The organism is Leuconostoc sp. XM4 (genome assembly GCF_055698815.1).
This window is the reverse complement of sequence record NZ_CP134507.1, coordinates 1,706,394-1,732,279: the sequence shown is the minus strand read 5'-3', so window position 1 is coordinate 1,732,279 and position 25,886 is coordinate 1,706,394. Positions and strand designations below refer to the sequence as shown.

18 protein-coding genes and 1 pseudogene are annotated in these 25,886 nt (G+C 37.2%); 13 read left to right on the top strand and 6 right to left on the bottom strand.

Annotated elements, in window-relative coordinates:
* The first annotated feature begins 74 nt into the window (after window positions 1-74).
* From RHP64_RS08765 to groL, 4 genes are all read left to right on the top strand, one after another.
* Window positions 75-434, top strand: a complete 360-nt coding sequence (locus tag RHP64_RS08765) for a DUF956 family protein (RefSeq protein ID WP_010294620.1) — start codon at window positions 75-77, stop codon at window positions 432-434.
* A gap of 29 nt (window positions 435-463) precedes the next feature.
* Window positions 464-1,297: a YitT family protein gene (locus tag RHP64_RS08760; RefSeq protein WP_011680363.1), complete on the top strand. Its 834-nt coding sequence runs from the start codon at window positions 464-466 to the stop codon at window positions 1,295-1,297.
* Between the two features lie 123 nt (window positions 1,298-1,420).
* A complete protein-coding gene (groES, locus tag RHP64_RS08755; protein WP_002815782.1) occupies window positions 1,421-1,705 on the top strand; it encodes a co-chaperone GroES in 285 nt (94 codons plus the stop codon).
* A 28-nt stretch (window positions 1,706-1,733) separates the two neighbouring features.
* Complete coding sequence (groL, locus tag RHP64_RS08750) at window positions 1,734-3,353, top strand: chaperonin GroEL (protein WP_011680362.1); 1,620 nt, start codon at window positions 1,734-1,736, stop codon at window positions 3,351-3,353.
* Window positions 3,354-3,429: 76 nt separating this feature from the next.
* On the opposite strand, the gene RHP64_RS08745 is transcribed toward groL, so the two are convergent.
* Window positions 3,430-4,233 (bottom strand): DUF2785 domain-containing protein, encoded by an 804-nt coding sequence (locus RHP64_RS08745; RefSeq protein WP_011680361.1) that lies wholly within the window; start codon window positions 4,231-4,233, stop codon window positions 3,430-3,432.
* A gap of 25 nt (window positions 4,234-4,258) precedes the next feature.
* Window positions 4,259-5,596, bottom strand: a complete 1,338-nt coding sequence (locus RHP64_RS08740; RefSeq protein WP_025268465.1) for a C1 family peptidase — start codon at window positions 5,594-5,596, stop codon at window positions 4,259-4,261.
* Window positions 5,597-5,729: 133 nt separating this feature from the next.
* Between RHP64_RS08740 and RHP64_RS08735 the strand changes: the two genes are divergently transcribed.
* From RHP64_RS08735 to RHP64_RS08715, 5 genes are all read left to right on the top strand, one after another.
* Window positions 5,730-6,173, top strand: a complete 444-nt coding sequence (locus RHP64_RS08735; RefSeq protein WP_011680359.1) for a DUF3290 domain-containing protein — start codon at window positions 5,730-5,732, stop codon at window positions 6,171-6,173.
* Window positions 6,170-6,808 (top strand): DUF421 domain-containing protein, encoded by a 639-nt coding sequence (locus RHP64_RS08730; protein ID WP_011680358.1) that lies wholly within the window; start codon window positions 6,170-6,172, stop codon window positions 6,806-6,808. Before RHP64_RS08735 ends, RHP64_RS08730 begins: the two co-directional genes overlap by 4 nt.
* A gap of 100 nt (window positions 6,809-6,908) precedes the next feature.
* The gene (locus RHP64_RS08725) at window positions 6,909-7,796 is read left to right on the top strand and encodes a prenyltransferase (RefSeq protein ID WP_025268464.1); all 888 of its coding nucleotides are present in this window, start codon (window positions 6,909-6,911) and stop codon (window positions 7,794-7,796) included.
* A gap of 186 nt (window positions 7,797-7,982) precedes the next feature.
* Window positions 7,983-8,978: a D-2-hydroxyacid dehydrogenase gene (locus RHP64_RS08720; RefSeq protein ID WP_011680357.1), complete on the top strand. Its 996-nt coding sequence runs from the start codon at window positions 7,983-7,985 to the stop codon at window positions 8,976-8,978.
* 160 nt (window positions 8,979-9,138) lie between these two features.
* Entirely contained in the window at window positions 9,139-10,377 is a 1,239-nt protein-coding gene (locus RHP64_RS08715; RefSeq protein WP_011680356.1) for a PTS sugar transporter subunit IIC, read from the top strand.
* Window positions 10,378-10,408: 31 nt separating this feature from the next.
* Here RHP64_RS08715 and RHP64_RS08710 read toward each other — a convergent pair whose 3' ends face one another.
* On the bottom strand, window positions 10,409-11,017 hold the full coding sequence (locus tag RHP64_RS08710; RefSeq protein WP_462785044.1) for an Rgg family transcriptional regulator: 609 nt from the start codon (window positions 11,015-11,017) through the stop codon (window positions 10,409-10,411).
* Window positions 11,018-11,070: 53 nt separating this feature from the next.
* The gene (locus tag RHP64_RS08705; RefSeq protein ID WP_025268462.1) at window positions 11,071-11,292 is read right to left on the bottom strand and encodes a helix-turn-helix domain-containing protein; all 222 of its coding nucleotides are present in this window, start codon (window positions 11,290-11,292) and stop codon (window positions 11,071-11,073) included.
* A gap of 300 nt (window positions 11,293-11,592) precedes the next feature.
* On the opposite strand from RHP64_RS08705, the pseudogene RHP64_RS08700 reads away from it, so the two are divergent.
* A pseudogene (locus RHP64_RS08700) lies at window positions 11,593-16,032 on the top strand (glycoside hydrolase family 70 protein).
* Window positions 16,033-16,087: 55 nt separating this feature from the next.
* Here the strand turns inward: RHP64_RS08700 and RHP64_RS08695 are convergent.
* Together RHP64_RS08695 and RHP64_RS08690 are read right to left on the bottom strand one after the other, a co-directional pair.
* Window positions 16,088-16,495, bottom strand: a complete 408-nt coding sequence (locus tag RHP64_RS08695; protein ID WP_150288643.1) for an ImmA/IrrE family metallo-endopeptidase — start codon at window positions 16,493-16,495, stop codon at window positions 16,088-16,090.
* A gap of 6 nt (window positions 16,496-16,501) precedes the next feature.
* Complete coding sequence (locus tag RHP64_RS08690) at window positions 16,502-16,891, bottom strand: helix-turn-helix domain-containing protein (protein WP_011680351.1); 390 nt, start codon at window positions 16,889-16,891, stop codon at window positions 16,502-16,504.
* Between the two features lie 152 nt (window positions 16,892-17,043).
* Here RHP64_RS08690 and RHP64_RS08685 point away from each other — a divergent pair, with 152 nt between their 5' ends.
* From RHP64_RS08685 to RHP64_RS08675, 3 genes are all read left to right on the top strand, one after another.
* Complete coding sequence (locus RHP64_RS08685; RefSeq protein ID WP_011680350.1) at window positions 17,044-17,256, top strand: helix-turn-helix domain-containing protein; 213 nt, start codon at window positions 17,044-17,046, stop codon at window positions 17,254-17,256.
* An 84-nt stretch (window positions 17,257-17,340) separates the two neighbouring features.
* Window positions 17,341-20,877, top strand: a complete 3,537-nt coding sequence (locus RHP64_RS08680; RefSeq protein ID WP_038534170.1) for a KxYKxGKxW signal peptide domain-containing protein — start codon at window positions 17,341-17,343, stop codon at window positions 20,875-20,877.
* A 422-nt stretch (window positions 20,878-21,299) separates the two neighbouring features.
* A complete protein-coding gene (locus tag RHP64_RS08675) occupies window positions 21,300-25,883 on the top strand; it encodes a glycoside hydrolase family 70 protein (protein ID WP_025268459.1) in 4,584 nt (1,527 codons plus the stop codon).
* Window positions 25,884-25,886 lie beyond the last annotated feature (3 nt).

Below are 25,886 nucleotides of genomic sequence, written 5' to 3'. Positions count from 1 at the left end.
ATTCATGTTAAAAGTGCTTGTCAATCTGGCAAGCACTTTTAATGGTACATAGAAAATAATAGGGGAACATATTCATGGTACAGTCTTTAAACGCAAAAGCAGAATATACAACGCAAGGCATTTCTTATCTAGGTATTGGGGCGAAGTATGGTAAGATTTTAGTAGGAGATCAGGCGTTCGAGTTCTTTAATGATAATAATGTTGAAGATTATATTCAAATTCCTTGGAAAAACATAAGCGCTGTCTACGTACACGTCACAGGGAATCGAGTTAGTCGCCGATTTAAAATTAAAACAGATAAAATTGATTTAGATTTTTCTGCTAAGTCGTCGGGCAGTTTACTTAAAGTGATGCGTGAGCATCTAGGAAACGACAAAATATTACGAACTGCATCCTTATGGGATACTATTCGGTCACGATTCAAACGCAAATAAATGAATGCCACAAACAATGAGGATATTAAATGAAAATACTTAAAAACTATCAAGCACTACGTTATATTGTTATTGTAATGGCACTCGAAATCGTAGCAATCAGCATTAACTTTTTTTATGCACCGGCAAAAGTTGCTGCTGGTGGCGCAACTGGATTGGCTATTTTAATTAACGAATTGGTGGGTTTTGATCGAGCAGCTACTGTGTTGATCGTCAATTTGATTATGATTGTTTTGGCAGCTGTTTTTTTGGATCGTGGTACCACAGCGCGAATTGCTTTTGGCAGTATTGTTTTGCCGGTGTTATTGAAAGTTACACCAAGTTTTCAAGTTTTACAAGATCGAACCTTTGCGGTGCTTGTTGGTGGTAGTATTTTTGCTGTTGGTGTAGCATTGCTTTATCGAATTGATGCTTCTAGTGGTGGAACTGCAGTGCCTCCGATGATTTTTAAGAAGTATTTTCGCATTTCACCAGCTTTATCTCTGCTGGCAATTGATACAGTTGTTTCGTTAGGGAACTTGGTAACGCAAGGGTTAGAAGCACTGATTTTGGCGCTTTTTTCATTAGTTATTACTGCGGTTGTGATGAACTATATCGAAACTGGTTTGGATCGTCGTAAAATGGTCTACATTACAACAAATGATCGCATTGATGATTTGAAAAAATATTTGCTCGATGGTGACAAGGGCTTCACAATTATGGATGTTCGTGGCGGTTATATGGGTGATGGACGTGAAATGTTGATGGTGGTCCTTGATAATCATGAGTATAATCATTTTTTGCGTGGCATTCATCAAGTTGATCCGGAGGCTTTTACGATCGCTTATGATATTTCTGAGGCGCATGGAGGGACTTTTCTTTGATGACGTGACAACTAGATCACGTCTTTTTTGTTGACATTTTTGATGATAGTGTTATACTTAAAATTGTAATTAGCACTCATGTTTAAAGAGTGCTAAAAAAGAAAATCTCGGAGGTATGAATCCATGTTGAAGCCATTGGGTGATCGTGTGATTATTGAAGTAACGGAAGCTGCAGAAGAAACTGTCGGTGGGATTGTTTTGGCAAGTAATGCCAAGGACAAGCCTGTTACTGGTAAAGTTGTAGCTGCGGGTACGGGTTATGTCTTAAATGATGGCACAGTCCGTGATTTGACAGTTAAAGTCGGTGATGAAGTCTTGTTTGATAAGTATGCAGGACAAGAAGTGTCATTTGAAGGGCAAGATTACTTAGCATTGCACGAAAAAGACATAGTTGCAGTTGTCGAATAATTATCAAATCAAAGGAGATATTTAAATCATGGCTAAAGAATTAAAGTTTTCAGAAGATGCACGTGCAAAGATGAAGGCCGGTGTTGACAAGTTAGCTGATACAGTTAAAACGACTATTGGACCAAAGGGTCGTAATGTTGTTTTGGAACAATCATATGGTGCACCAACCATTACCAATGATGGTGTAACAATTGCTAAAGCAATTGAACTAGAAGACCATTTTGAAAATATGGGCGCTAAGCTTGTCGCTGAAGTTGCTTCAAAGACAAATGATATCGCAGGTGATGGTACAACAACCGCTACTGTTTTGACTCAAGCAATTGTCGGTGAAGGTTTGAAGAACGTGACTGCTGGTGCCAACCCAGTTGGGATTCGAACAGGCATTGAAAAAGCAACTGCAGCAGCCGTTGCAAAGCTGCATGAAATGTCACACACAGTTAATACTAAAGATGAAATTGCTCAAATTGCATCAATTTCAGCCGCCAATGAAGAAGTTGGTGAATTGATTGCTGAAGCAATGGATAAAGTTGGTAATGACGGTGTGATCACCATTGAAGAATCAAAGGGTATCGAAACAACACTTGATGTTGTTGAGGGTATGCAATTCGATCGTGGTTACATGTCACAATACATGGTGACTGACAATGACAAAATGGAAGCTAACCTAGATAATCCATACATCTTGATTACTGATAAGAAGATTGGTAACATTCAAGATATTTTGCCAGTATTGCAAAGTGTTGTTGAACAAGGACGTGCTTTGTTGATCATTGCTGATGATATTACCGGTGAAGCCTTGCCAACATTAGTTTTGAACAAGATGCGTGGTACATTCAATGTTGTTGCGGTTAAGGCACCAGGATTTGGTGATCGTCGTAAGGCACAATTGGAAGATATCGCTATCTTAACTGGCGGTACAGTAATTACTGAAGATCTTGGTTTGAATTTGAAGGATGTTACAATTGATCAACTTGGTCAAGCTTCAAAGATTAACATCACAAAGGATAACACAACAATTGTTGAAGGTTCAGGTGATAAGGGTGCTGTCGCATCTCGTGTTGACACAATCAAGCAACAAATTGCTGAAACAACTTCTGATTTTGATCGTGAAAAGTTGCAAGAACGTCTTGCAAAGTTGGCTGGTGGTGTCGCTGTTATTAACGTTGGTGCAGCCACAGAAACTGAATTGAAAGAACGTAAGTACCGCATTGAAGATGCTTTGAATGCAACGCGTGCTGCTGTCGAAGAAGGTTTCGTTGCCGGTGGTGGTACAGCCTTGGTGAATGTTATTGCTGCTGTTTCAGCTTTGTCAGAAGAAGGCGACGTTCAAACTGGTATCAATACTGTTATTAAAGCATTGGAATCACCTGTTCGTCAAATCGCTGAAAATGCTGGCTTAGAAGGATCAGTGATTGTTAACAAGTTGAAGGAACAAAAAGAAGGATTTGGTTACAACGCTGCTACTGATGAGTGGGTAGACATGATTGCCGCTGGTATTGTGGACCCTACTAAGGTAACACGTTCAGCATTGCAAAATGCCGCCTCTGTTTCAGCATTGTTGTTGACAACAGAAGCTGTCGTTGCTGAAGAGCCAAAAGATGATGCACCAGCCGCTATGCCACAAGGTGGTATGCCAGGTATGATGTAATATTATTAGTAAAATTAAAAGACCGATCTTGTAATAGATTGGTCTTTTTGTATTCCTTATTTTTTAAAGAATTTGGTTATATATATTTGAAACGCTGGTAATTTTGTTTAATTGTGCAATTGACTAACGAAACTAATTTATTCGAATCTGGGTACGCTATTAATAAATGTGCTTGTAACTTGATCATGAAAAGTGAAACATTACTATAAGCATTGAAGTTATCAACTTTGAGGTCATTAAGCAAAGTAATCCAATTATTAAGCTCATCATCGGATATTATATTTTTATTAATCAAATGCAGAACTGGAACGACCATTCGACCAGGTTCATCAGCTGTGAATAGAAATGAATTGTGTAAAATATTTTTGATGGCGTTAATGACAAGGATGCTGTCATTGTGTGTAAAAGTAGTGAAATCAACAACTTCATCGAGCAAATCTGCAATATGGGCAATGCCATGAGCCCAACCATCATTTGTTAGACCACGAAAATCATGTTCGTTCTGAATATAATCAATACTTTGTTCAATAATCTGACGTTGTTGACTTTGAGATAAAAATGAATGATTATTATGACGGTATGATAGTGAGGCTAGAAAAAGTGCTGCAAAGCTACGAGTAAAGATACTTAGTTTATCGTTTTTATTATCGATATTTTGTAATAGATAACTGTTATCAAGCAAGAAACTCGACACCTTTTGTTCTTGATTTACTGATAACTTCCCAGTTGTAGTCCAGTCAGAAAAGAGACTGTAGATGAGTGTGTCTCGTAATTCAGAATCTAACGAGCCAATGTTTTCAACCATTTCAAAAAGTAGTTTGTTAGAAATAATCGAAGGGCTATTTTGTTTAATCTGAAGAAGCTGTTCTTTTAGAGTCATATTTAAATTGACGCCTCATCTTTTTCTAAGCTAATGCACCCATTGGATCCCATGGAGACAACAATGTTGGCTTTGAATTATCATAAATATTGACTAGTTCTGAGCTTAGATATTCCTTCTTGACAACAATTTGATAAGCATATTCGCTCATCCAATCGTCTGACATTGTGAAGTAGCCTTTCTTACCAACTTTCTCGCCCCAAGAATTCTCGACTTTCCACTTTGTTGGTTGGTCATTTTCATCTAAATCTACACCTGTCAAGACCATTGCGTGTGTCATTAGACTTTCGCCGTAGTCAAGACGCTGTGCTTTGGTCATCGTTGAGTCAACGTTAAATAAATCATCGGAAGCAAAAATACCGCTGGCCATGAGACCACTCTCTCGATCAACTTGAGGACCCATATCTACACCAAACCAGACACTTTGACCATCTTTGAGTTGTGAAATGGCGAATGCTTTCATTTTGTTGATATCCACATTAAGGTGTTTGACGTCACGCCCACCAACAACATTACCCAACATGTTAACATTATAAGTGGCATCAAATGGTTTGTCAGCAGTTGGTGCGTTAATGACAGAAATATACTCATCTAAGTCCCAACTAACAAATTTTTGGTAATAATCCTGTGGTGTTAATTGACGTTCAACGTGGAAGTTGTGCAGCTCATCTCGGTATTCAAAGTCGAATTGAACAGGTGGCTCACCCAAAGTTAGTGACAACAAGCGGTAGACGTTAGCTAACATTTCATTGCGTGCATTAGAGATCTTGTCTTTTGAGGCTTGCTGGGCCACTAGCCCACGCAGGACAGTTGCATCGTGTCTTAGAAGCGTATTGAGCGTGTTGTTGAGTTCTGTAGTGGCAGAAGAAGCTTTTGATTCAGGATAAATGCTTTGTGGCACCAGACCGTATTTTTCAATGATAGAGACAATCATGTCCCACTGTCCACCGTCTTGTTGAGGCGTAGTCAATAAGAAGGCAACGCGACGTGAGTCAAGAGGCTCAGTTGCCGTTTTGAGAACATTTTCATAAAAATAATTGGCTTTTTCAAACTTGTCCCAGAACAACGTGTAGCTTTGGGAAAGTTGAAATTCATCACTAATGTGAAACCTATCTTTAATATCATGGCGCATCGTGTTTAAGGCGGCAAACATCCAGCAACGCCCCGATTGCTTTTGGTTAGCAACTTTTCCAGTGTCTAGATCAATTGAGAATATTGGTGTGTTAATATTTGCAATCTCTTGGTCAAAACTCGCGCTGTGAATACCATTTTTGGTAACAGCTCGACGAATAATGTTGTTGTGTTTATCGTCTGTTGCTGTACGAAAATCTTTAATTTGTTGATTTGTAATTTCTGTTGACAAGATAGCAGCTCCTTTTATTTATATGAGTATAATATAAATAATATATCGCTTTTTGATAGTTGCTTCAAGCATTGTGAATTCGATTCAATGGCTTTTTAGAGATATGGTATGATAATTAACGAGGTATTTTGAGATGAATTTTTATTCCGTTGACTATTTAATAAAACAAACAAATATAAACGACACTATTGGTAAATATTTAATGGTTGTTGTTTTTGTTTTGATGGCAGTCGGTGCGGTGGCTTCAGTTAGAAATCGTTTGCAAACTCGCTATCGCGAATTAAGCATTATAGCGTTGTTGCTTTTTTTATTCCTAGCTGGTGCACGATATACAGATTATCAGCAAGCTAAATCGCAGGACGATCAGAAGACACAAATGGCTGCTTTTGTAACTAAGTTTGCCAAAACGCAAGGTGTTTCTAAAGATAAATTATATTTTAATTCGACAACAGTGAGTGATGGTATGTTAGTAAAAATGGACAAAAAGTTCTATCGGCTCACAATTAGTGCTGATCAACAGTCTTATAGCCTGACACGTGCATACCTAATTAACTCGAAAGTGAAGGTGGTCAAATGAGTATTTATCTACCCATATTAACTAAGCTAGCAATTGGGTTGGTAGCTTTAATAATTCAGATTAATGTTATGGGAAAGGGCAACTTAGCACCGACAAACGCGTTAGATCAGGTTCAAAATTATGTTTTGGGTGGTATTATTGGCGCAGTTATTTACTCAGACACCATCACAGTTTTTCAATTTACGATTGTATTGATTATTTGGACAATGTTAGTAATGACATTCAAGTTTTTAAAAGAACATAATCGTTACGTTAAACTATTAATTGATGGTCAGCCTAAGGTTGTCATTGAACGAGGAAAAGTGAACATCAAAAACGTCCTGTCTTCTGGCTTATCAGCGAATGATTTAATGTTTAAATTGCGATCACAAAGTGTCTATGATTTGTCTCAAGTTAAAAGAGCTGTGCTTGAAATAAATGGACAGCTGACAGTAATCTTAGCCGGTGAGGAGAATATGAAATATCCTATTATATTTGATGGGCAAATCAACATGGATGTATTGGACATCATTGATCGTGATGAGTCATGGTTAACTGATATTGTACAAAATCAAGGTTATGACAGTATTAATGACATATTCGTTGGCGAGTACATCGACGGAAAAGTTCGCTTAACACCGTATGAAAGTAAGTGATAGTACACACTAATTCAAAAGTTAACATTTATTGTAACGACACGATGCGGTGTCGTTTTTTGTTTTCTGATACAATAAATGTCAGAGGATTTATAAAATGATGACATATAAGCAGTTTTTAGACTTGGTGGAGATTCGGGTTGTTGTACCGAGTATTGCACCACTATTGGTTGGTTTAGCATATAGCCAGTGGCAGTATGCTCGTGTTAATTGGGTGAATACACTATTGTTAATTATTGCGACGGTTGCAGTACATTTAGCCGTTAATACTTTCAATCGTTATGAGGATAATAAACGCCAAAAAGAGAACTCTTTTTTGAGGGAGTCTGATGATGTTGAAGCAATTACTGATAAACAAGTATTGCATGTTGCAGAAGGCCTGGCATTGATAGCAGTGCTTGCAGGAGTTATTGTCGCTTTACGAACGGATTATATAACTTGGATTATTGGAATTGTTAGTTTTTTAATTGGTTATTTTTATTCTGCCGGACCAAAACCGATCACAAATACACCATTTGGTGAAATTGTATCTGGAATAACAATGGGCTATTTTATTTTCGTGGCTCAAGTATATGTAAACACACGCATGGTGCCGACAGGGAATGTACTGTTTCAATGGTTTATTGTCAGTTTACCATTGACTATTTTTATTGCAGAGATTATGTTTGCTAATAACATTGCTGATTATGATGAGGATCAAGCAAATGATCGACATACGTTAGTTCACTACATAGGCATTAAAAATGCGAAAAAAATATATGTCTTTTGGGCAATTTTAGCTTTTGTTGAAATTATACTCGTGACACTAGTTGGCTGGTTGCCAACAACTTCTTATACTTTATTAATTTTACTACCGATTATTATCAAAAATGCACGTGCATTCGTGAATCATCCTGTCAAAAAAGAGACATTCATTTTAGCTATTAAAAATTTAGTTGTCGTTTTTATGGGGATGCTGGTTACTTTATTAGTAGGCATATTGTTATAGTTAGTAGAAAGTGCTTTAATTAGTGATTAAAGTAAAGAAAATGGAATGGGTTACATTTGCTTAACGACTGTCATTTGTAAGGGGTGAAATTTTTTCTGAAATCTATGCATTATATGGGCTTAATCGCGTGCGTTAGCTCGTGAAATAGGGTACAATTATAGATGAAATAAAATTTTGGAGGATCTTATGAAGATTTTTGCTTACGGCATTCGTGATGATGAAAAGCCATCACTTGAAGAATGGAAAGCGGCTAACCCAGAGATTGAAGTGGACTACACACAAGAATTATTGACACCTGAAACAGCTAAGTTGGCTGAGGGATCAGATTCAGCTGTTGTTTATCAACAATTGGACTATACACGTGAAACATTGACAGCTTTAGCTAACGTTGGTGTTACTAACTTGTCATTGCGTAACGTTGGTACAGATAACATTGATTTTGATGCAGCACGTGAATTTAACTTTAACATTTCAAATGTTCCTGTTTATTCACCAAATGCTATTGCAGAACACTCAATGATTCAATTATCTCGTTTGCTACGTCGCACGAAAGCATTGGATGCCAAAATTGCTAAGCACGACTTGCGTTGGGCACCAACAATTGGACGTGAAATGCGTATGCAAACAGTTGGTGTTATTGGTACAGGTCATATTGGCCGTGTTGCTATTAACATTTTGAAAGGCTTTGGGGCCAAGGTTATTGCTTATGACAAGTACCCAAATGCTGAATTACAAGCAGAAGGTTTGTACGTTGACACATTAGACGAATTATATGCACAAGCTGATGCAATTTCATTGTATGTTCCTGGTGTACCTGAAAACCATCATCTAATCAATGCAGATGCTATTGCTAAGATGAAGGATGGTGTGGTTATCATGAACGCTGCGCGTGGTAATTTGATGGACATTGACGCTATTATTGATGGTTTGAATTCTGGTAAGATTTCAGACTTCGGTATGGACGTTTATGAAAATGAAGTTGGCTTGTTCAATGAAGATTGGTCTGGTAAAGAATTCCCAGATGCTAAGATTGCTGACTTGATTGCACGTGAAAATGTATTGGTTACGCCACACACGGCTTTCTATACAACTAAAGCTGTTCTAGAAATGGTTCACCAATCATTTGATGCAGCAGTTGCTTTCGCCAAGGGTGAGAAGCCAGCTATTGCTGTTGAATATTAATATGATGGAATTCCCAGATTCAGTGTTTGGGAATTTTTTATCCGAGGGGTTTGTGAAAGAATAATCAAACAATTTTGATTATAGTATCGTAGTTTTGGGAGAGAGTGTGGCGCAGTGAGGGATGTGTCACAAATATGAATTGAAAAGAGGAAATGATAGTATGTCTATCAAAGCAGAAGGCGAGAAGTGGTCTGCCAAAGAATCGCAGGATTTGCGTAATGAAGAATATGCACGTAAAGCGAAAGAAAATGCCCCCGTTGAGTTTAGTGGTCAAACTGATTTACGTTTGAAAGATTTCTTTTTTAAGGTTTTGTCAGGTTCAGCGCAAGGTATTTTAATTGGTGTTTTGCCATCAGCTGTTATGAAGTACATCATTCAGTATTCAGGTCTGGGTACTACGGCATTTGGCGCTAATTTGAGTGCTATTTTAACGTTATTCACATCATTGATTCCATTTTTGATTGGTATGGCGGTTGCTTTACAGTTCAAAATGAAGAGCTTAGATGTTGGTGTTGTTGCGATAGCGACAGCCGTAGCTTCTGGATCAATCAAGTGGGCCGTCGCACCCAAGGGGTGGCTTAATCCAGTGACTGGCCTCAACTCTGTAGCACCTGCTAACGTTTATATAGCATCTGGTGCTGGTGATGTGATCAATGCAATGATCGTTTCCGCTATTGCGGTTTTCGTTACTTGGCTTGTTGCCCGCTACCTAAAAGGATTTGGATCAGTTGCTATTATTTTAAGTCCTATCCTTGTTGGTGGTGGCGTTGGTTTGGTCGGTAAAATGATTGCGCCTTATGTCGGGGATGTTACTACTTGGATTGGTCAATTAGTTGAAACATTTACTAAATTAGCACCTATACCTATGGCAATGTTAATTGCAATGGCTTTTGCCATTATCATTATTACACCAGTTTCAACTGTTGGAATTGCTTTGGCAATTAGTCTATCAGGAATTGGATCTGGTGCGGCTGCCATGGGTGTTGTTGCTACAACCATTGTGCTTTTGATTAATTCATGGAAAGTCAATAAGCCAGGTGTAACAGTTGCTATTGCATTAGGTGCCATGAAAGGTATGATGCCATCAGTCTTTGCAAAGCCGGTGACAATGCTATCATTCTTGTTAGCAGCCGCGATTTCTGGTATTCCAGTTGCGTTGTTTAATATCCAAGGAACACCAACAACAGCTGGATTTGGTTATATTGGATTGGTATCACCAATTCAATCAATGGTCAAAGATCCTACTGTACCTTCAACAGTTATGAATCACTTCATTAATCCAGCGATTGCAGTTCTGGCATGGTTGGTTATTCCCATCATTGCAGGATTCATTGCACAATTTGTGTTTAGTAAACTATTGAAACTTTATACACCAATGGATTTCCAACAAGAGTTATAATAATTAGTTAATAAAGGATACATCTAAGAGTTTAGCTTTTAGGTGTGTCTTTTTTAGTGTCTTCAAAAAAAGGACTTGGTGTTTGAGTAATTGTTAAAAACTTATCAAAATTTTTTAAAGTAATATTTTGATGTAGGTACGTAGCAATACTATAGGCGTGCCTAATTTTGTTATTATTATTCTCAAACACCCCAGTCCAAAATAGTAGCCACGTTTGAAACTTAAAGTCATCGGTGTGAAATTTATATTTTTTAATTTTATCTAATAGGTATCTAGTAAAGTCATCTTTTTTTTGTATAATACTTGTTTCCAAAGCGTTAATCAATATTTTGCTCACAGTTTCAACGGATGCCGTTGGAATATTATTCGTAGCGTACTGTTTAAGTATGTCAGATATGTAAGGTGTAATTCTTTCAACATGTATCATGTTAACTACATTCGCCAGTAAACATAAGTCATAGAACTGCCAATAACTAATATTAAAAAAGTAATCAATCAATTCATTCTGATCGTCGATTGATGCGACTAGGAAATCTAAGTGATACAAAGTAGACAGCGACATTAAATAATAATGACGCATGAATGGGTCGCTAGGATTCTTGATTGTATCACTTTGTAATAATTGCGTTAATTGATCCAATTTTTGACGATCATTGTCTTGATAATATTGACTTAAAACAGTTGTCAGGGTTTTTAAGTTGTTTTTTTTTTTCCAAAAACGGCCGAAAAATATTCTTCGAATGAAATGTTTAGGGCGTCACACAGTAAAAGTATGGTGTGATCAGTTGGTTCTGTCTTATTGTTCTCTATTCTAGACACCATTGATTGTGATCCAATTAAAACACCCAACCGTTGTTGAGATATTCCTCGTATTTTCCTAATTTCTTTGATAACAGATCCTTTTTTATTATTCATATCCTCAGTAACCTATAATTATTTAATTTTTTATATTTTATTTAAAAGCAGTGACTTATTATATATTAAAATAACCTTAATATTTTCTAATTATTCAATTCTGCATAATTTATTTTAAATATTTGTTTCATTATATATTAAAATAGTTAGTTTTAATGATTAACGTTTGTAAAAAACATTTGTTGACAAAACATTCTTAGTCATAAATGTTTAGGATCTCACAAGCACAAATAACCGTTTTGATTAGAGAATATAGTAGTTATTTGTGCCAAAAAGGGAAAGAATGAAGGGAAGAAGTAAATGAGAAATAGAAATGCAACAAGCGTTTTCCGGAAAAAGATGTATAAATCTGGGAAAATGTTAGTCATTGCAGGGAGTGTTTCAATAATTGGTGTTACCAGTTTTATTCAACAAGCACAAGCTGATGTTTCACAAAACAATGGGGTAGTAGTGGCCACGGCAGTCGATCAATCGAATTTGGATGCGACTACGTCTGACAAATCAATCACAACAGATGATAAGGCTGCAACAACAGCAGATACATCAACAGATGATAAAGCTGCAACAACAGCAGCTACATCGACAGATGATAAAGCTGCAACAACAGCAGATACATCAACAGATGATAAAGCTGCAACAACAGCAGATACATCAACAGATGATAAAGCTGCAACAACAGCAGACACATCAACAGATGATAAAGCTGCAACAACAGCAGCTACATCAACAGATGATAAGGCTACAACAACAGCGGCTACATCAACGGATGATAAGGCTACAACAACAGCGGCTACATCAACGGATGATAAAACAGCAACTACAGCGAGCGATAAAGATGTAAGTTCATCGGCACAAAAAAGTCAAACGATTGATAACAATTCGAAGACGGCCGATACTACTGCAGCATTAGAAGCTAGTTCAAAGAATCTGAAAACGATTGATGGCAAAACATATTATTACGACGATGATGATCAAGTAAAAAAGAATTTTGCTACCGTAATTGATGGTAAGGTACTTTATTTTGATAAAGAGACTGGCGCATTAGCTGATACAAATGACTATCAATTTTTAGAAGGATTGACTAGTGAAAATAATACTTATACGGAGCATAATGCCTCAGTTGGTACATCTTCTGATAGTTATACAAACGTTGACGGGTACCTAACAGCCGACAGTTGGTACAGGCCTAAGGACATATTAGTCAACGGTCAAAACTGGGAATCATCAAAGGATGACGATTTACGACCATTGTTAATGACTTGGTGGCCAGATAAGGCAACACAAGTAAACTATTTGAATGCGATGAAGTATTTAGATGCCACTGAAACGGAAACTGTTTATACTTCAGATGACAGTCAAGATGCTTTGAACAAAGCAGCACAGAACATTCAAGTGAAAATTGAAGAAAAAATTAGTCAAGAAGGCCAAACACAATGGCTAAAGGATGACATTTCAAAATTTGTTGATAGCCAATCAAATTGGAATATTGCTAGTGAATCAAAAGGAACTGATCATTTGCAAGGTGGTGCATTGTTGTATGTCAATAGTGATAAAACACCAGATGCCAATTCTGATTATCGATTACTTAATCGCACAGCAACAAATCAAACAGGCACGCCTTTGTATACGACAGATCCAACTCAAGGTGGTTATGACTTCCTCTTGGCCAATGATGTGGATAATTCAAACCCAGTTGTTCAAGCAGAACAACTAAATTGGATGTATTACTTGTTAAACTTTGGATCAATTACTAATAACGATGCAGATGCTAACTTTGATAGTATTCGAGTAGATGCTGTTGATAATGTTGATGCCGACTTATTGCAAATTGCAGCTGATTATTTCAAGGCAGCATATGGCGTCGATAAGAGTGATGCAATTTCGAATCAACATGTTTCCATTCTTGAAGACTGGAGTGACAATGATGCTTAATATGTGAAAGACAATGGCGACAATCAATTGTCAATGGATAATAAATTGCGTTTGTCATTAAAATACTCACTCACTATGCCAGCAGTCGATCAATATGGTAATAAAAGAAGTGGATTAGAACCATTTTTGACAAATAGTTTAGTTGATCGTACAAATGATTCGACAGATAATACCGCACAACCAAATTATTCTTTTGTTCGTGCACATGATAGTGAAGTACAAACAGTTATTGCTGAAATTATTAAACAAAGAATTGATCCGGATTCTGATGGCTTATCACCAACGATGGACCAATTAACAGAAGCATTTAAAATTTATAATGCTGATCAATTGAAAACAGATAAAGAATTCACACAATATAACATTCCAAGTACTTACGCCACAATACTAACGAACAAAGATACAGTGCCACGTGTGTACTATGGTGATATGTATACAGATGATGGTCAATACATGGCAACAAAGTCACTTTATTACGATGCAATTGATACTTTGCTGAAGTCTCGTATCAAGTATGTTTCTGGCGGGCAAACAATGTCTATGAAATATATGCAAGGTGATAGTAGTATGGCTGCTGACAGTTATAGAGGCATTTTGACATCAGTTCGTTATGGTAATGGTGCCATGACTGCTACCGATGCAGGGACAAATGAAACGCGTACGCAAGGTATTGCGGTAATTGAAAGTAATAACCCAGATTTGAAGTTGAGCAGTACAGATCAAGTAGTTGTAGATATGGGCATAGCGCACAAAAACCAGGCTTATCGTCCTGCTTTGTTAACAACTAAAGATGGCATAGATACTTATGTATCTGATAGTGATGTCTCACAAAGCTTAATAAGATATACAAATAGTAATGGGCAACTTATTTTCAATAGTTCAGATATTGTTGGCACAGCAAATCCACAAGTTTCTGGATACTTGGCGGTCTGGGTACCCGTTGGTGCTTCAGATACTCAAGATGCGCGAACTGAAAGTAGTACAGCAACAACTACTGATGGACAAACATTGCATTCAAATGCCGCACTTGATTCTCAAGTTATTTATGAAAGTTTCTCTAACTTCCAATCTACACCAACCACAGAAGCTGAATATGCTAATGTACAAATTGCAAACAATACTGATTTATACAAGAGTTGGGGAATTACGAACTTCGAGTTCCCACCACAATATCGCTCAAGTACAGATAATAGTTTCTTAGATTCAATTATTCAAAATGGTTATGCATTTACTGATCGTTATGATCTTGGATTCAATACACCAACGAAGTATGGTACTGTAGATCAACTCCGTACAGCTATTAAAGCTTTGCATGAGACAGGTATCAAGGCAATGGCAGATTGGGTACCAGACCAGATTTATAATTTGACAGGTAAAGAAGTGGTTGCGGTACAGCGTGTCAACAACTCAGGAATCTATAATCAAGATTCTGTAATTAATAAAACATTGTATGCTTCACAAACCATTGGTGGCGGAGAATATCAGGCACTATATGGTGGAGAGTTCCTTGATGAAATCAAGAAATTGTACCCTGCTCTATTCGAAAAAAATCAAATTTCAACCGGCGTACCAATGGATGCTAGTGAAAAGATAAAAGAATGGTCCGCTAAGTACTTTAACGGTACTAACATTCAAGGTCGTGGTGCTTACTATGTCCTTAAGGACTGGGCTACAAATGAGTACTTCAAGGTAAGCACTTCAAGCAACAACAGTGTATTTTTGCCAAAGCAGTTGACGAATGAAGAATCAAACACTGGATTTATTTCAACTGATGGTGGGATGACATATTATTCTACAAGTGGATACCAGGCAAAAGATACATTCATCCAAGATGATAAATCTAATTGGTATTACTTTGACAAGAATGGTTATATGACATATGGTTTCCAGACAGTCAATGATAATAATTATTACTTCTTGCCTAATGGTATTGAATTACAAGATGCTATCTTAGAAGATAGTAAAGGCAATGTTTATTATTTCAATCAATATGGCAAACAAGCTGTTGATGGATACTACATGTTGGCTAATAAAACTTGGCGTTACTTTGACAAAAATGGTGTTATGGCTAATGCTGGCTTAACAACCGTGACTGTTGATGGGCAGGAGCATATCCAATACTTTGATAAGAATGGTATTCAGGTCAAAGGGACTTCCGTGAAAGATGCAGACGGAAAGCTACGCTACTTTGACACTGATTCTGGTGATATGGTGACGAACCGCTTTGGTGAAAACACAGATGGTACATGGTCATACTTTGGTGCTGACGGTATCGCTGTAACTGGTGCACAGACAATTAGTGGGCAAAAATTGTTCTTTGACGCTGACGGACAACAGATTAAAGGTAAGGAAGCGACTGATAAAAAGGGCAAAGTGCATTATTATGATGCTAATTCTGGTGAAATGATCACTAATCGTTTTGAAAAGTTATCAGATGGATCATGGGCGTACTTTAATAAAAAAGGTAACATAGTAACCGGCGCACAAGTCATTAATGGTCAACATTTGTTCTTTGAAAGCAATGGTAACCAAGTTAAGGGTCGTGAATATACGACTACTGATGGTAAGATGCGCTACTACGATGCGGATTCTGGCGAAATGATTACGAACCGCTTTGAACGAATATCAGACGGATCATGGGCATATTTTGGTGCTAATGGTGTTGCTGTAACTGGGGAACAAAATATAAATGGACAACAACTGTATTTTGATGCCAATGGTCATCAAGTTAAGGGAGCCGCAGTAACACAAGCTGACGGTAGCCAAAAATATTATGACGCAAATTCTGGAGAGCTGATTAAAAGCTAACCGAATTTAGCTAATAACACAAAAAAGTGTCATCAATTAATTGGTGGCACTTTTTTTATGCTAATATTTTTTCAACAAGATGCGTTATTTGACCAAGACCAAACGCTTCAATAAAGTGAAACCGCCGTTCCCAACGTTCTTGTTTTAAGGGGATTTCTGAGAAATAAAAATCTACTAAAATTTGGATAGCATGTAAATTAGCCTCCGTTTCATCTGATAATTTTGAAAGAGGAGAAAACGCGTAAGTATCGTTGCTTCTTGTATAAATTAAATGAGATATTTCATGCGCAATTCGAAAATAGCGACTGAAATTTGTTTTGTAATTATTGTTGATGATGATAGCTCTTTTACGACCATTGGCCAGATCTGGGTCAAGTTCTGTGCCATCAATATGTATTAATGTCAAACCATTTTTTTGCACGATTTGTTCAAGATAGTTTGAAATTCTGTCATCTATGTACACTGAAAATTAATCCTCTTTTGTTTTTTCATCGACATCTGGCAAGGTGCGGAGTATGGACAAAATTGCTTCGCGATATTCTGGGGATAAAGGTTTTCCTTCAAAAGACAAGAGCAAATCATCATCGGCAAATTGTTTGCCAAGATCTACACTATTGGGGTGTTTAGGTGAAGTATGGGAAGTAATTCCGGCAATATGTAATATTTCATCTTTTGATATTCTCAGTCCTTTAGCAATGCGATAAAGTGTTTCGACTTTAGGAATATTTTTATTGCCATTTTCAATCTGAGATAAATAGGCGGATGAAAAATTACCTTGTAGGGCAGCTTGACGAACAGTATAATGCTTTTTTTCTCTAATATGTTTAATTTTTTGGCCGAACTGTTCTTTTGTTACCATATATGCAAACCCTCCTGTTAGTTGTTTACTTTTATTATATACAAATGAAAAACAAACATAAACACAATAAGTTGCAAAACAGAATATAAAACGTTTGACAATGTGATACAACGCCTATATAATGACACTATGATAAAGAATGGGGAAGATAAATGTCACTAACACTACAATTTCGAGATGCTACTTCAGTCAGAAAGGAAATCGCAATACGTGGGGAAAGTATTGCGATTTTTTCCAAAAGAATAGGGGTCAATTATTCATTGATGACAGAATATTTAAATAATAAGAAGCATCCATCACCACCAACGGCTAAAAAAATTGCTAAAGGACTTGATAAAGAAATCAAGGATATTTTTTTCATTTAAATGTTTGCTAAAGTTATACAATTATTGTTTAACGTTTATCAAAATGATATAATGAACACTTACAATAATTACTCGGGGGAGCATATGGAAAATAGAAAAGATCAATATAAATTATATAAGTCAGGGAAATTATGGATAACTGCAACGGTTGCTGTGGTGTTGTTTAACGCATCTGTAACAGTTGTCAGTGCTGATGATGGAAAGACTACAGAGCAAAGCAGTTTAGTTCAAAATGATAAAGATGTCGTTCTCGTATCAGAGAATCCATCGGACCATCAGACATCTATGGCGGTAGATGATACGGAAATTGTTAGTGCTGTTGAATCGGCTGAAAGTGTGGGGGTTGTTGTTAAACAGGAACCCACCCGAAGTAATATAGTGAGTGATTCTGAGCATACGGAGGATATTGCTAAGGTTAAAAACGATATTGCAAGTGACTATGCACAACAAATTTCTGAACTACAGAATGCCGAAAAGACGCAACAGCAAAATAATCAACGATTTAATCAACATACTGAAGAATACGAATCAGCTTTACATAAGGGGAAACAGCAAAATAAGGATGGCAAAACACAGATTGCAACATCAGCTGCTAAACAAGCATTGGATTTTGATACTTCAAAACCGGCGGATGAGAGTAGTCCAACGTCGAATATAGAACCCAGTAAAATCTGCACGGGTATTGGTTCACATTCAAATCTCAGCGATAGTACGAAAGTATGGGAATATGTAGGGCCACAGGTATTGAATGCTACAATCGAAAAAACGTGGTCACGTTCAGGAAGTATCGAGGATGCTGATGGTAATAAGCGAAGTGTCGATTTTCACGAAATTTTCCATGATTTTCAATTACAAAATGGCAATTGGAATGACACTAACAACTATAAGGAGTCTGGCATTCCGCATTTAGCTATCAGTAGTAATGCCGTTGATAACATATGGGCAACGAATCTAAATTGGCAAACAACTTTCTGGTTTACCTATAGTGATAGTCATGAAGTTGTACCGATTTCTAAGGTTCCTGGTTCAAATGAGGAACCTAAAGTATATTTCTTGTCTGGGTCCTTAAGTTCGACAAATTTTGCTGGTCCAGAGTGGGATAACTGGAATGGTAATCGCAAAGAGTATGTTCAAACGAATGACGCCAAAACAGCTATTATTAATGAGCAATCAACAATTGGCTTAGATTATATCAGCGCTGATGGCATTGTAGACAATGCCCCTGATGGACTTGCCTATGTAAACACAAGTGCTGATTTCCAATCCCCAAATTGGGATGAGGATACCAACCCACAACATTATGCTATTGAAGAAGGTGTATCTTTTACAGATTTTACAACGGATAAACCAACATTGTATATTGGTGCAGTTCCGATGAATAAAAATGCGCGTTGGTGGCATGAAAATCATAATATGAATTCTGATGAACTAGCATTTTTGAAAAAGCCGGAAAAGATTGATCCAGTTACGGTTACTTATCATTTAAATACTATAACGTACGAAAAAAACAATAATATTCAACCATTAGTAGCAGAAATTACTGATTCAGATCCCGAAGTTCATCAGGAAAATGAAGTATCAAATGATACAAGAACACCTGAAAATAATCAGAAGGGTTATGGTGCAGCAACTAGCCCAGCTTTGACAGAATCAAGCGTGAAAAATCAATCTGAAGTCACAGTTCACTATGTTCTTAAGAGGATACATGGCAAAGAATTACAGTCGACGCAAACTATTAAAGGAACTAGTGGTCAATCTTATTACGATGAAGTAGGTAATTTCATTAGCAATAATTCAGACGAAGATGTAACCACATATGAGATTCCAGAAACATTTAATCAAGAAGTGGCAGGCATTACCAATTCTAATGATGGATTACTACATTATACTTATACAGCAGATGGTAATGGCGGTGTATTTACTGAGCAAAAAAATATTTCTAATCCAAAACAGAATGTTTGGGTGATTTATACTTATTCTGTTGATGGCAAGAACGGCCAAGACGGAAAAGATGGCGTAAACGGTATTGATGGTCAAAATGGTGTCGATGGTAAAGATGGCGTAAACGGCAAAGATGGTCAAAATGGTGTCGATGGCAAAGATGGCGTAAACGGCATCGATGGTCAGAACGGTGTTGATGGCAAGAACGGCGTAAACGGTATAGACGGTCAGAACGGTGTTGATGGAAAAGACGGCGTAAACGGTATTGATGGTCAAAATGGTATCGATGGCAAAAATGGCGTAAACGGCAAAGATGGTCAGAACGGTGTTGATGGCAAGAACGGCGTAAACGGTATAGACGGTCAGAACGGTGTTGATGGCAAAGACGGCGTAAACGGTATAGACGGTCAGAACGGTATCGATGGTAAAAATGGCGTAAACGGCATCGATGGTCAGAATGGTGTCGATGGTAAAAATGGCGTAAACGGCATCGATGGTCAGAATGGTGTCGATGGCAAAAATGGCGTAAACGGTATTGATGGTCAGAACGGTGTCGATGGCAAAAATGGCGTAAACGGCAAAGATGGTCAGAACGGTGTCGACGGCAAAGATGGCGTAAACGGCAAAGATGGTCAAAATGGTGTCGATGGCAAAAATGGTGTAAACGGCAAAAATGGTGTAAACGGCATTGATGGTCAGAACGGTGTCGACGGCAAAGATGGCGTAAACGGCAAAGATGGTCAAAATGGTGTCGACGGCAAAGATGGCGTAAACGGCAAAGATGGTCAGAATGGTGTCGACGGCAAAGATGGCGTAAACGGTATTGATGGTCAAAATGGTGTCGATGGTAAAGATGGCGTAAACGGTATAGACGGTCAGAACGGTGTTGACGGCAAAGATGGCGTAAACGGCAAAGATGGTCAAAATGGTGTCGACGGCAAAGATGGCGTAAACGGTATAGACGGTCAGAACGGTGTTGACGGCAAAGATGGCGTAAACGGCAAAGATGGTCAAAATGGTGTCGACGGCAAAGATGGCGTAAACGGCAAAGATGGTCAAAATGGTATCGATGGCAAGAACAGTTTAAATAATCAAGAGGCCTCAAATAGTATTGAGGACAAAGATGTTGCAGACAGCATTGATACTAAAAAAGGGCGAGACAATACGGAGAACTTTAAAAGTAATACCTTAAGTACATCCAAAACAAGCGGTGATGCCATAGAGGAAATGATAGTCAAAGAAGAGTGCTCACCTACTGAAAACAACAATCAAGTTCAAGAAAAGCAAGTTTCAGCTAACGATGCAGATAACGTACCTAATCAAGGGTTAGAGAGTTATTATCAAGCCGATCACAATTCTGATCAAAGCACTTTTTCAGCCGATCAATTAAAGAAAAATGATTTAGCTGCTATCATTGGGGAGACAAGTAGTTACCACAAAAGTGAGCAAAACCAGAATGAAGGAAAGACATTGCATACGGATAATTTAGAATCAAAAGATAACGCCAATGATGTAGTTTCTCAAAAAGATATTGAAAAACAGAAAATAAATCAATCCAAAAATAATGGGTTACAGCTCCCTAAAACAAATGGACACCGATATTTTGCATCGGCATTGGAAGCCGTTATACTAGCGATGTTGCTTATAATTTCTAAAGTATACAAAAAGATTAGAATATGATGTAATAAATAACAATGATATTTATTTTTAATTACTTTATATTTATTATTACCAACACGATTTATTTATAAAAATACTAATTTCATTATTTCGTATATTTATTACGAGACATACTAGTCTTGTTAAATACCTCTTTTATATATTATGTGATTTTATTTTATTTTTTTATTATTTTATAATCAATAAAATTAATGACTAATTAATAATAATTAACATTGTTAACTTATCACTAGATAAGTTAACAATGTTTTTTTTATAAAAAAATTAATGTTTATAATATTAATATAATTCTCTGATTGACTGTTTTTACAATGTTTTTTAAAAATATGTCGATTGTGTATTGAAATTTTTACTGTTTTTACAAATAAATTAAGTTATAATTTTTCAATGTAATAGAAGAGAATATTATAAGGAGAAAATTTATGCCATTTACAGAAAAAGTAATGCGGAAAAAGCTTTATAAAGTTGGGAAAAGTTGGGTAGTTGGTGGGGTTTGTGCTTTTGCATTAACCGCCTCATTTGCTTTAGCAACACCAAGTGTTTTGGGAGACAGTAGTGTACCTGATGTGAGTGCGAATAACGTTCAATCTGTTTCAGATAATACAACGGATACGCAGCAGAACACTACGGTTACCGAAGAAAATGATAAAGTACAGTCTGCAGCTACTAATGATAATGTAACAACAGCTGCAAGCGACACAACGCAATCTGCTGATAATAATGTGACAGAAAAACAGTCAGATGATCATGCACTTGATAATGAAAAAGTCGATAACAAACAAGATGAAGTCGCTCAAACCAATGTTACTAGCAAAGATGAGGAATCAGCAGTTGCTTCAACTGACACTGATCCTGCTGAAACGACAACTGACGAAACACAACAAGTTAGCGGCAAGTACGTTGAAAAAGACGGTAGTTGGTATTATTATTTTGATGATGGCAAAAATGCTAAAGGTTTATCAACGATAGACAACAATATTCAATATTTTGACGAGAGTGGTAAACAAGTCAAAGGACAGTATGTCACAATTGATAATCAAACATATTATTTTGATAAGGACTCAGGTGATGAGTTAACTGGTCTGCAAAGCATTGATGGGAACATAGTTGCTTTTAACGATGAAGGGCAACAAATTTTTAATCAATATTACCAATCTGAAAATGGTACAACATACTACTTTGATGATAAAGGACACGCTGCTACCGGTATTAAGAACATCGAGGGCAAAAATTATTATTTTGATAATCTTGGGCAACTAAAAAAAGGCTTCTCTGGTGTGATTGATGGTCAAATAATGACATTTGATCAGGAAACAGGGCAAGAAGTTTCTAACACAACTTCTGAAATAAAAGAAGGTTTGACGACACAAAACACGGATTATAGCGAACATAATGCAGCCCACGGAACGGATGCTGAGGACTTTGAAAATATTGACGGCTATTTAACAGCTAGTTCATGGTATCGTCCAACAGATATTTTACGTAACGGAACAGACTGGGAACCTTCTACAGATACAGATTTCAGACCAATATTGTCAGTGTGGTGGCCAGATAAGAACACCCAGGTCAATTATTTAAATTACATGGCTGATTTAGGGTTTATCAGTAATGCGGACAGTTTTGAAACTGGGGATAGCCAAAGCTTATTAAATGAAGCAAGTAACTATGTTCAAAAATCAATTGAAATGAAAATTAGTGCGCAACAAAGTACAGAGTGGTTAAAGGATGCAATGGCGGCCTTCATTGTCACGCAACCACAGTGGAATGAAACTAGTGAAGATATGAGCAATGACCATTTACAAAATGGCGCATTAACTTATGTCAACAGTCCACTGACACCTGATGCTAATTCAAACTTTAGACTACTTAATCGGACACCAACAAACCAGACTGGTGAACAAGCGTATAATTTAGATAATTCAAAAGGTGGTTTTGAATTGTTGTTAGCCAATGACGTTGATAATTCAAACCCTGTAGTACAAGCAGAACAATTGAATTGGTTATATTATTTAATGAATTTTGGTACGATTACGGCCAACGACGCGGATGCTAATTTTGATGGTATTCGTGTAGATGCAGTCGACAATGTGGATGCTGATTTGTTACAAATTGCTGCCGATTATTTCAAACTAGCTTACGGTGTTGATCAAAATGATGCTACTGCTAATCAGCATCTTTCAATTTTGGAAGATTGGAGTCACAATGATCCTTTGTATGTAACAGATCAAGGAAGCAATCAATTAACCATGGATGATTATGTGCACACACAATTAATCTGGTCTCTAACAAAATCATCTGACATACGAGGTACAATGCAGCGCTTCGTGGATTATTATATGGTTGATCGATCTAATGATAGTACAGAAAACGAAGCCATTCCTAATTACAGCTTTGTACGTGCACACGACAGCGAAGTGCAAACGGTTATTGCCCAAATTGTTTCCGATTTGTATCCTGATGTTGAAAATAGTTTAGCACCAACAACAGAACAATTGGCAGCTGCTTTCAAAGTATACAATGAAGATGAAAAATTAGCAGACAAAAAGTACACACAATATAATATGGCTAGTGCTTATGCGATGTTGCTAACCAATAAGGATACTGTTCCTCGTGTCTATTATGGCGATTTATATACAGATGATGGTCAATATATGGCAACAAAGTCACCATACTATGATGCGATTAACACTTTGCTAAAGGCTAGAGTTCAATATGTTGCTGGTGGCCAATCGATGTCCGTTGATAGTAATGACGTGTTAACCAGTGTTCGCTATGGTAAAAATGCCATGACGGCTTCTGACACTGGAACATCTGAGACGCGTACTGAAGGTGTTGGGGTCATCGTCAGCAACAACGCGGAGCTACAATTAGAGGATGGGCATACAGTCACATTGCACATGGGGGCAGCTCATAAGAACCAAGCTTATCGTGCTTTGTTATCAACAACTGCAGATGGATTAGCTTATTATGATACTGATGAAAATGCACCTGTGGCGTACACAGATGCTAACGGCGATTTGATTTTTACGAATGAATCAATTTATGGTGTACAAAATCCACAAGTTTCTGGTTACTTGGCAGTTTGGGTTCCGGTAGGTGCGCAACAAGATCAAGATGCACGAACGGCCTCTGATACAACAACAAACACGAGTGATAAAGTGTTCCATTCAAACGCTGCTCTTGATTCTCAAGTCATCTACGAAGGTTTCTCAAACTTCCAAGCATTTGCTACAGACAGCAGTGAATATACAAACGTAGTCATCGCTCAGAATGCGGACCAATTTAAGCAATGGGGTGTGACAAGCTTCCAATTGGCACCACAATATCGTTCAAGTACAGATACAAGTTTCTTGGATTCAATTATTCAAAACGGGTATGCATTCACGGATCGTTATGACTTAGGTTATGGCACACCGACAAAATATGGAACTGCTGATCAGTTGCGCGATGCTATTAAAGCCTTACATGCTAGCGGTATTCAAGCCATTGCCGATTGGGTGCCGGACCAAATTTATAATTTGCCAGAGCAAGAATTAGCTACTGTCACAAGAACAAATTCATTTGGAGATGACGATACAGATTCTGATATTGACAATGCCTTATATGTTGTACAAAGTCGTGGGGGTGGTCAATATCAAGAGATGTATGGTGGTGCCTTCTTAGAAGAGTTACAGGCACTCTATCCATCCCTATTTAAAGTGAATCAAATCTCAACTGGCGTTCCAATTGATGGCAGTGTAAAGATTACTGAGTGGGCGGCTAAGTACTTCAATGGCTCTAACATCCAAGGTAAAGGTGCTGGATACGTATTGAAAGATATGGGTTCTAATAAGTACTTTAAGGTCGTTTCGAACACTGAGGATGGTGACTACTTACCAAAACAGTTAACTAATGATCTGTCAGAAACTGGCTTTACACACGATGATAAAGGAATCATCTATTATACATTAAGTGGTTATCGTGCCCAAAATGCATTTATTCAAGATGATGATAATAACTATTATTATTTTGATAAAACAGGTCATTTAGTAACAGGTTTGCAAAAGATTAATAACCATACTTACTTCTTCTTACCTAATGGTATCGAACTGGTCAAGAGCTTCTTACAAAACGAAGATGGTACAATTGTTTATTTCGATAAGAAAGGTCATCAAGTTTTTGACCAATATATAACTGATCAAAATGGAAATGCGTATTACTTTGATGATGCTGGTGTAATGCTTAAATCAGGGCTTGCAACGATTGATGGACATCAACAGTATTTTGATCAAAATGGTGTGCAGGTTAAGGATAAGTTTGTGATTGGCACTGATGGTTATAAGTATTACTTTGAACCAGGTAGTGGTAACTTAGCTATCCTACGTTATGTGCAAAACAGTAAGAATCAATGGTTCTATTTTGATGGTAATGGCCATGCTGTCACTGGTTTCCAAACAATTAATGGTAAAAAACAATATTTCTATAATGATGGTCATCAAAGTAAAGGTGAATTCATTAATGCAGACGGTGATACTTTCTATACGAGTGCCACTGATGGTCGCCTAGTAACTGGTGTTCAGAAGATTAATGGTATTACCTATGCGTTTGATAACACAGGAAATTTGATCACAAATCAGTATTATCAATTAGCAGATGGTAAATATATGTTGTTAGATGATAGTGGTCGTGCGAAAACAGGGTTTGTATTGCAAGATGGTGTACTAAGATACTTCGATCAAAACGGTGAGCAAGTGAAAGATGCTATCATTGTGGATCCAGATACTAACTTGAGTTATTATTTCAATGCAACACAAGGTGTCGCTGTAAAAAATGATTATTTCGAGTATCAAGGTAATTGGTATTTAACAGATGCTAATTATCAACTTATCAAAGGTTTTAAAGCAGTTGACGACAGCTTACAACATTTTGATGAAGTCACTGGTGTACAAACAAAAGATAGTGCTTTAATAAGTGCTCAGGGTAAGGTTTACCAATTTGATAATAATGGAAATGCTGTGTCAGCATAAGTT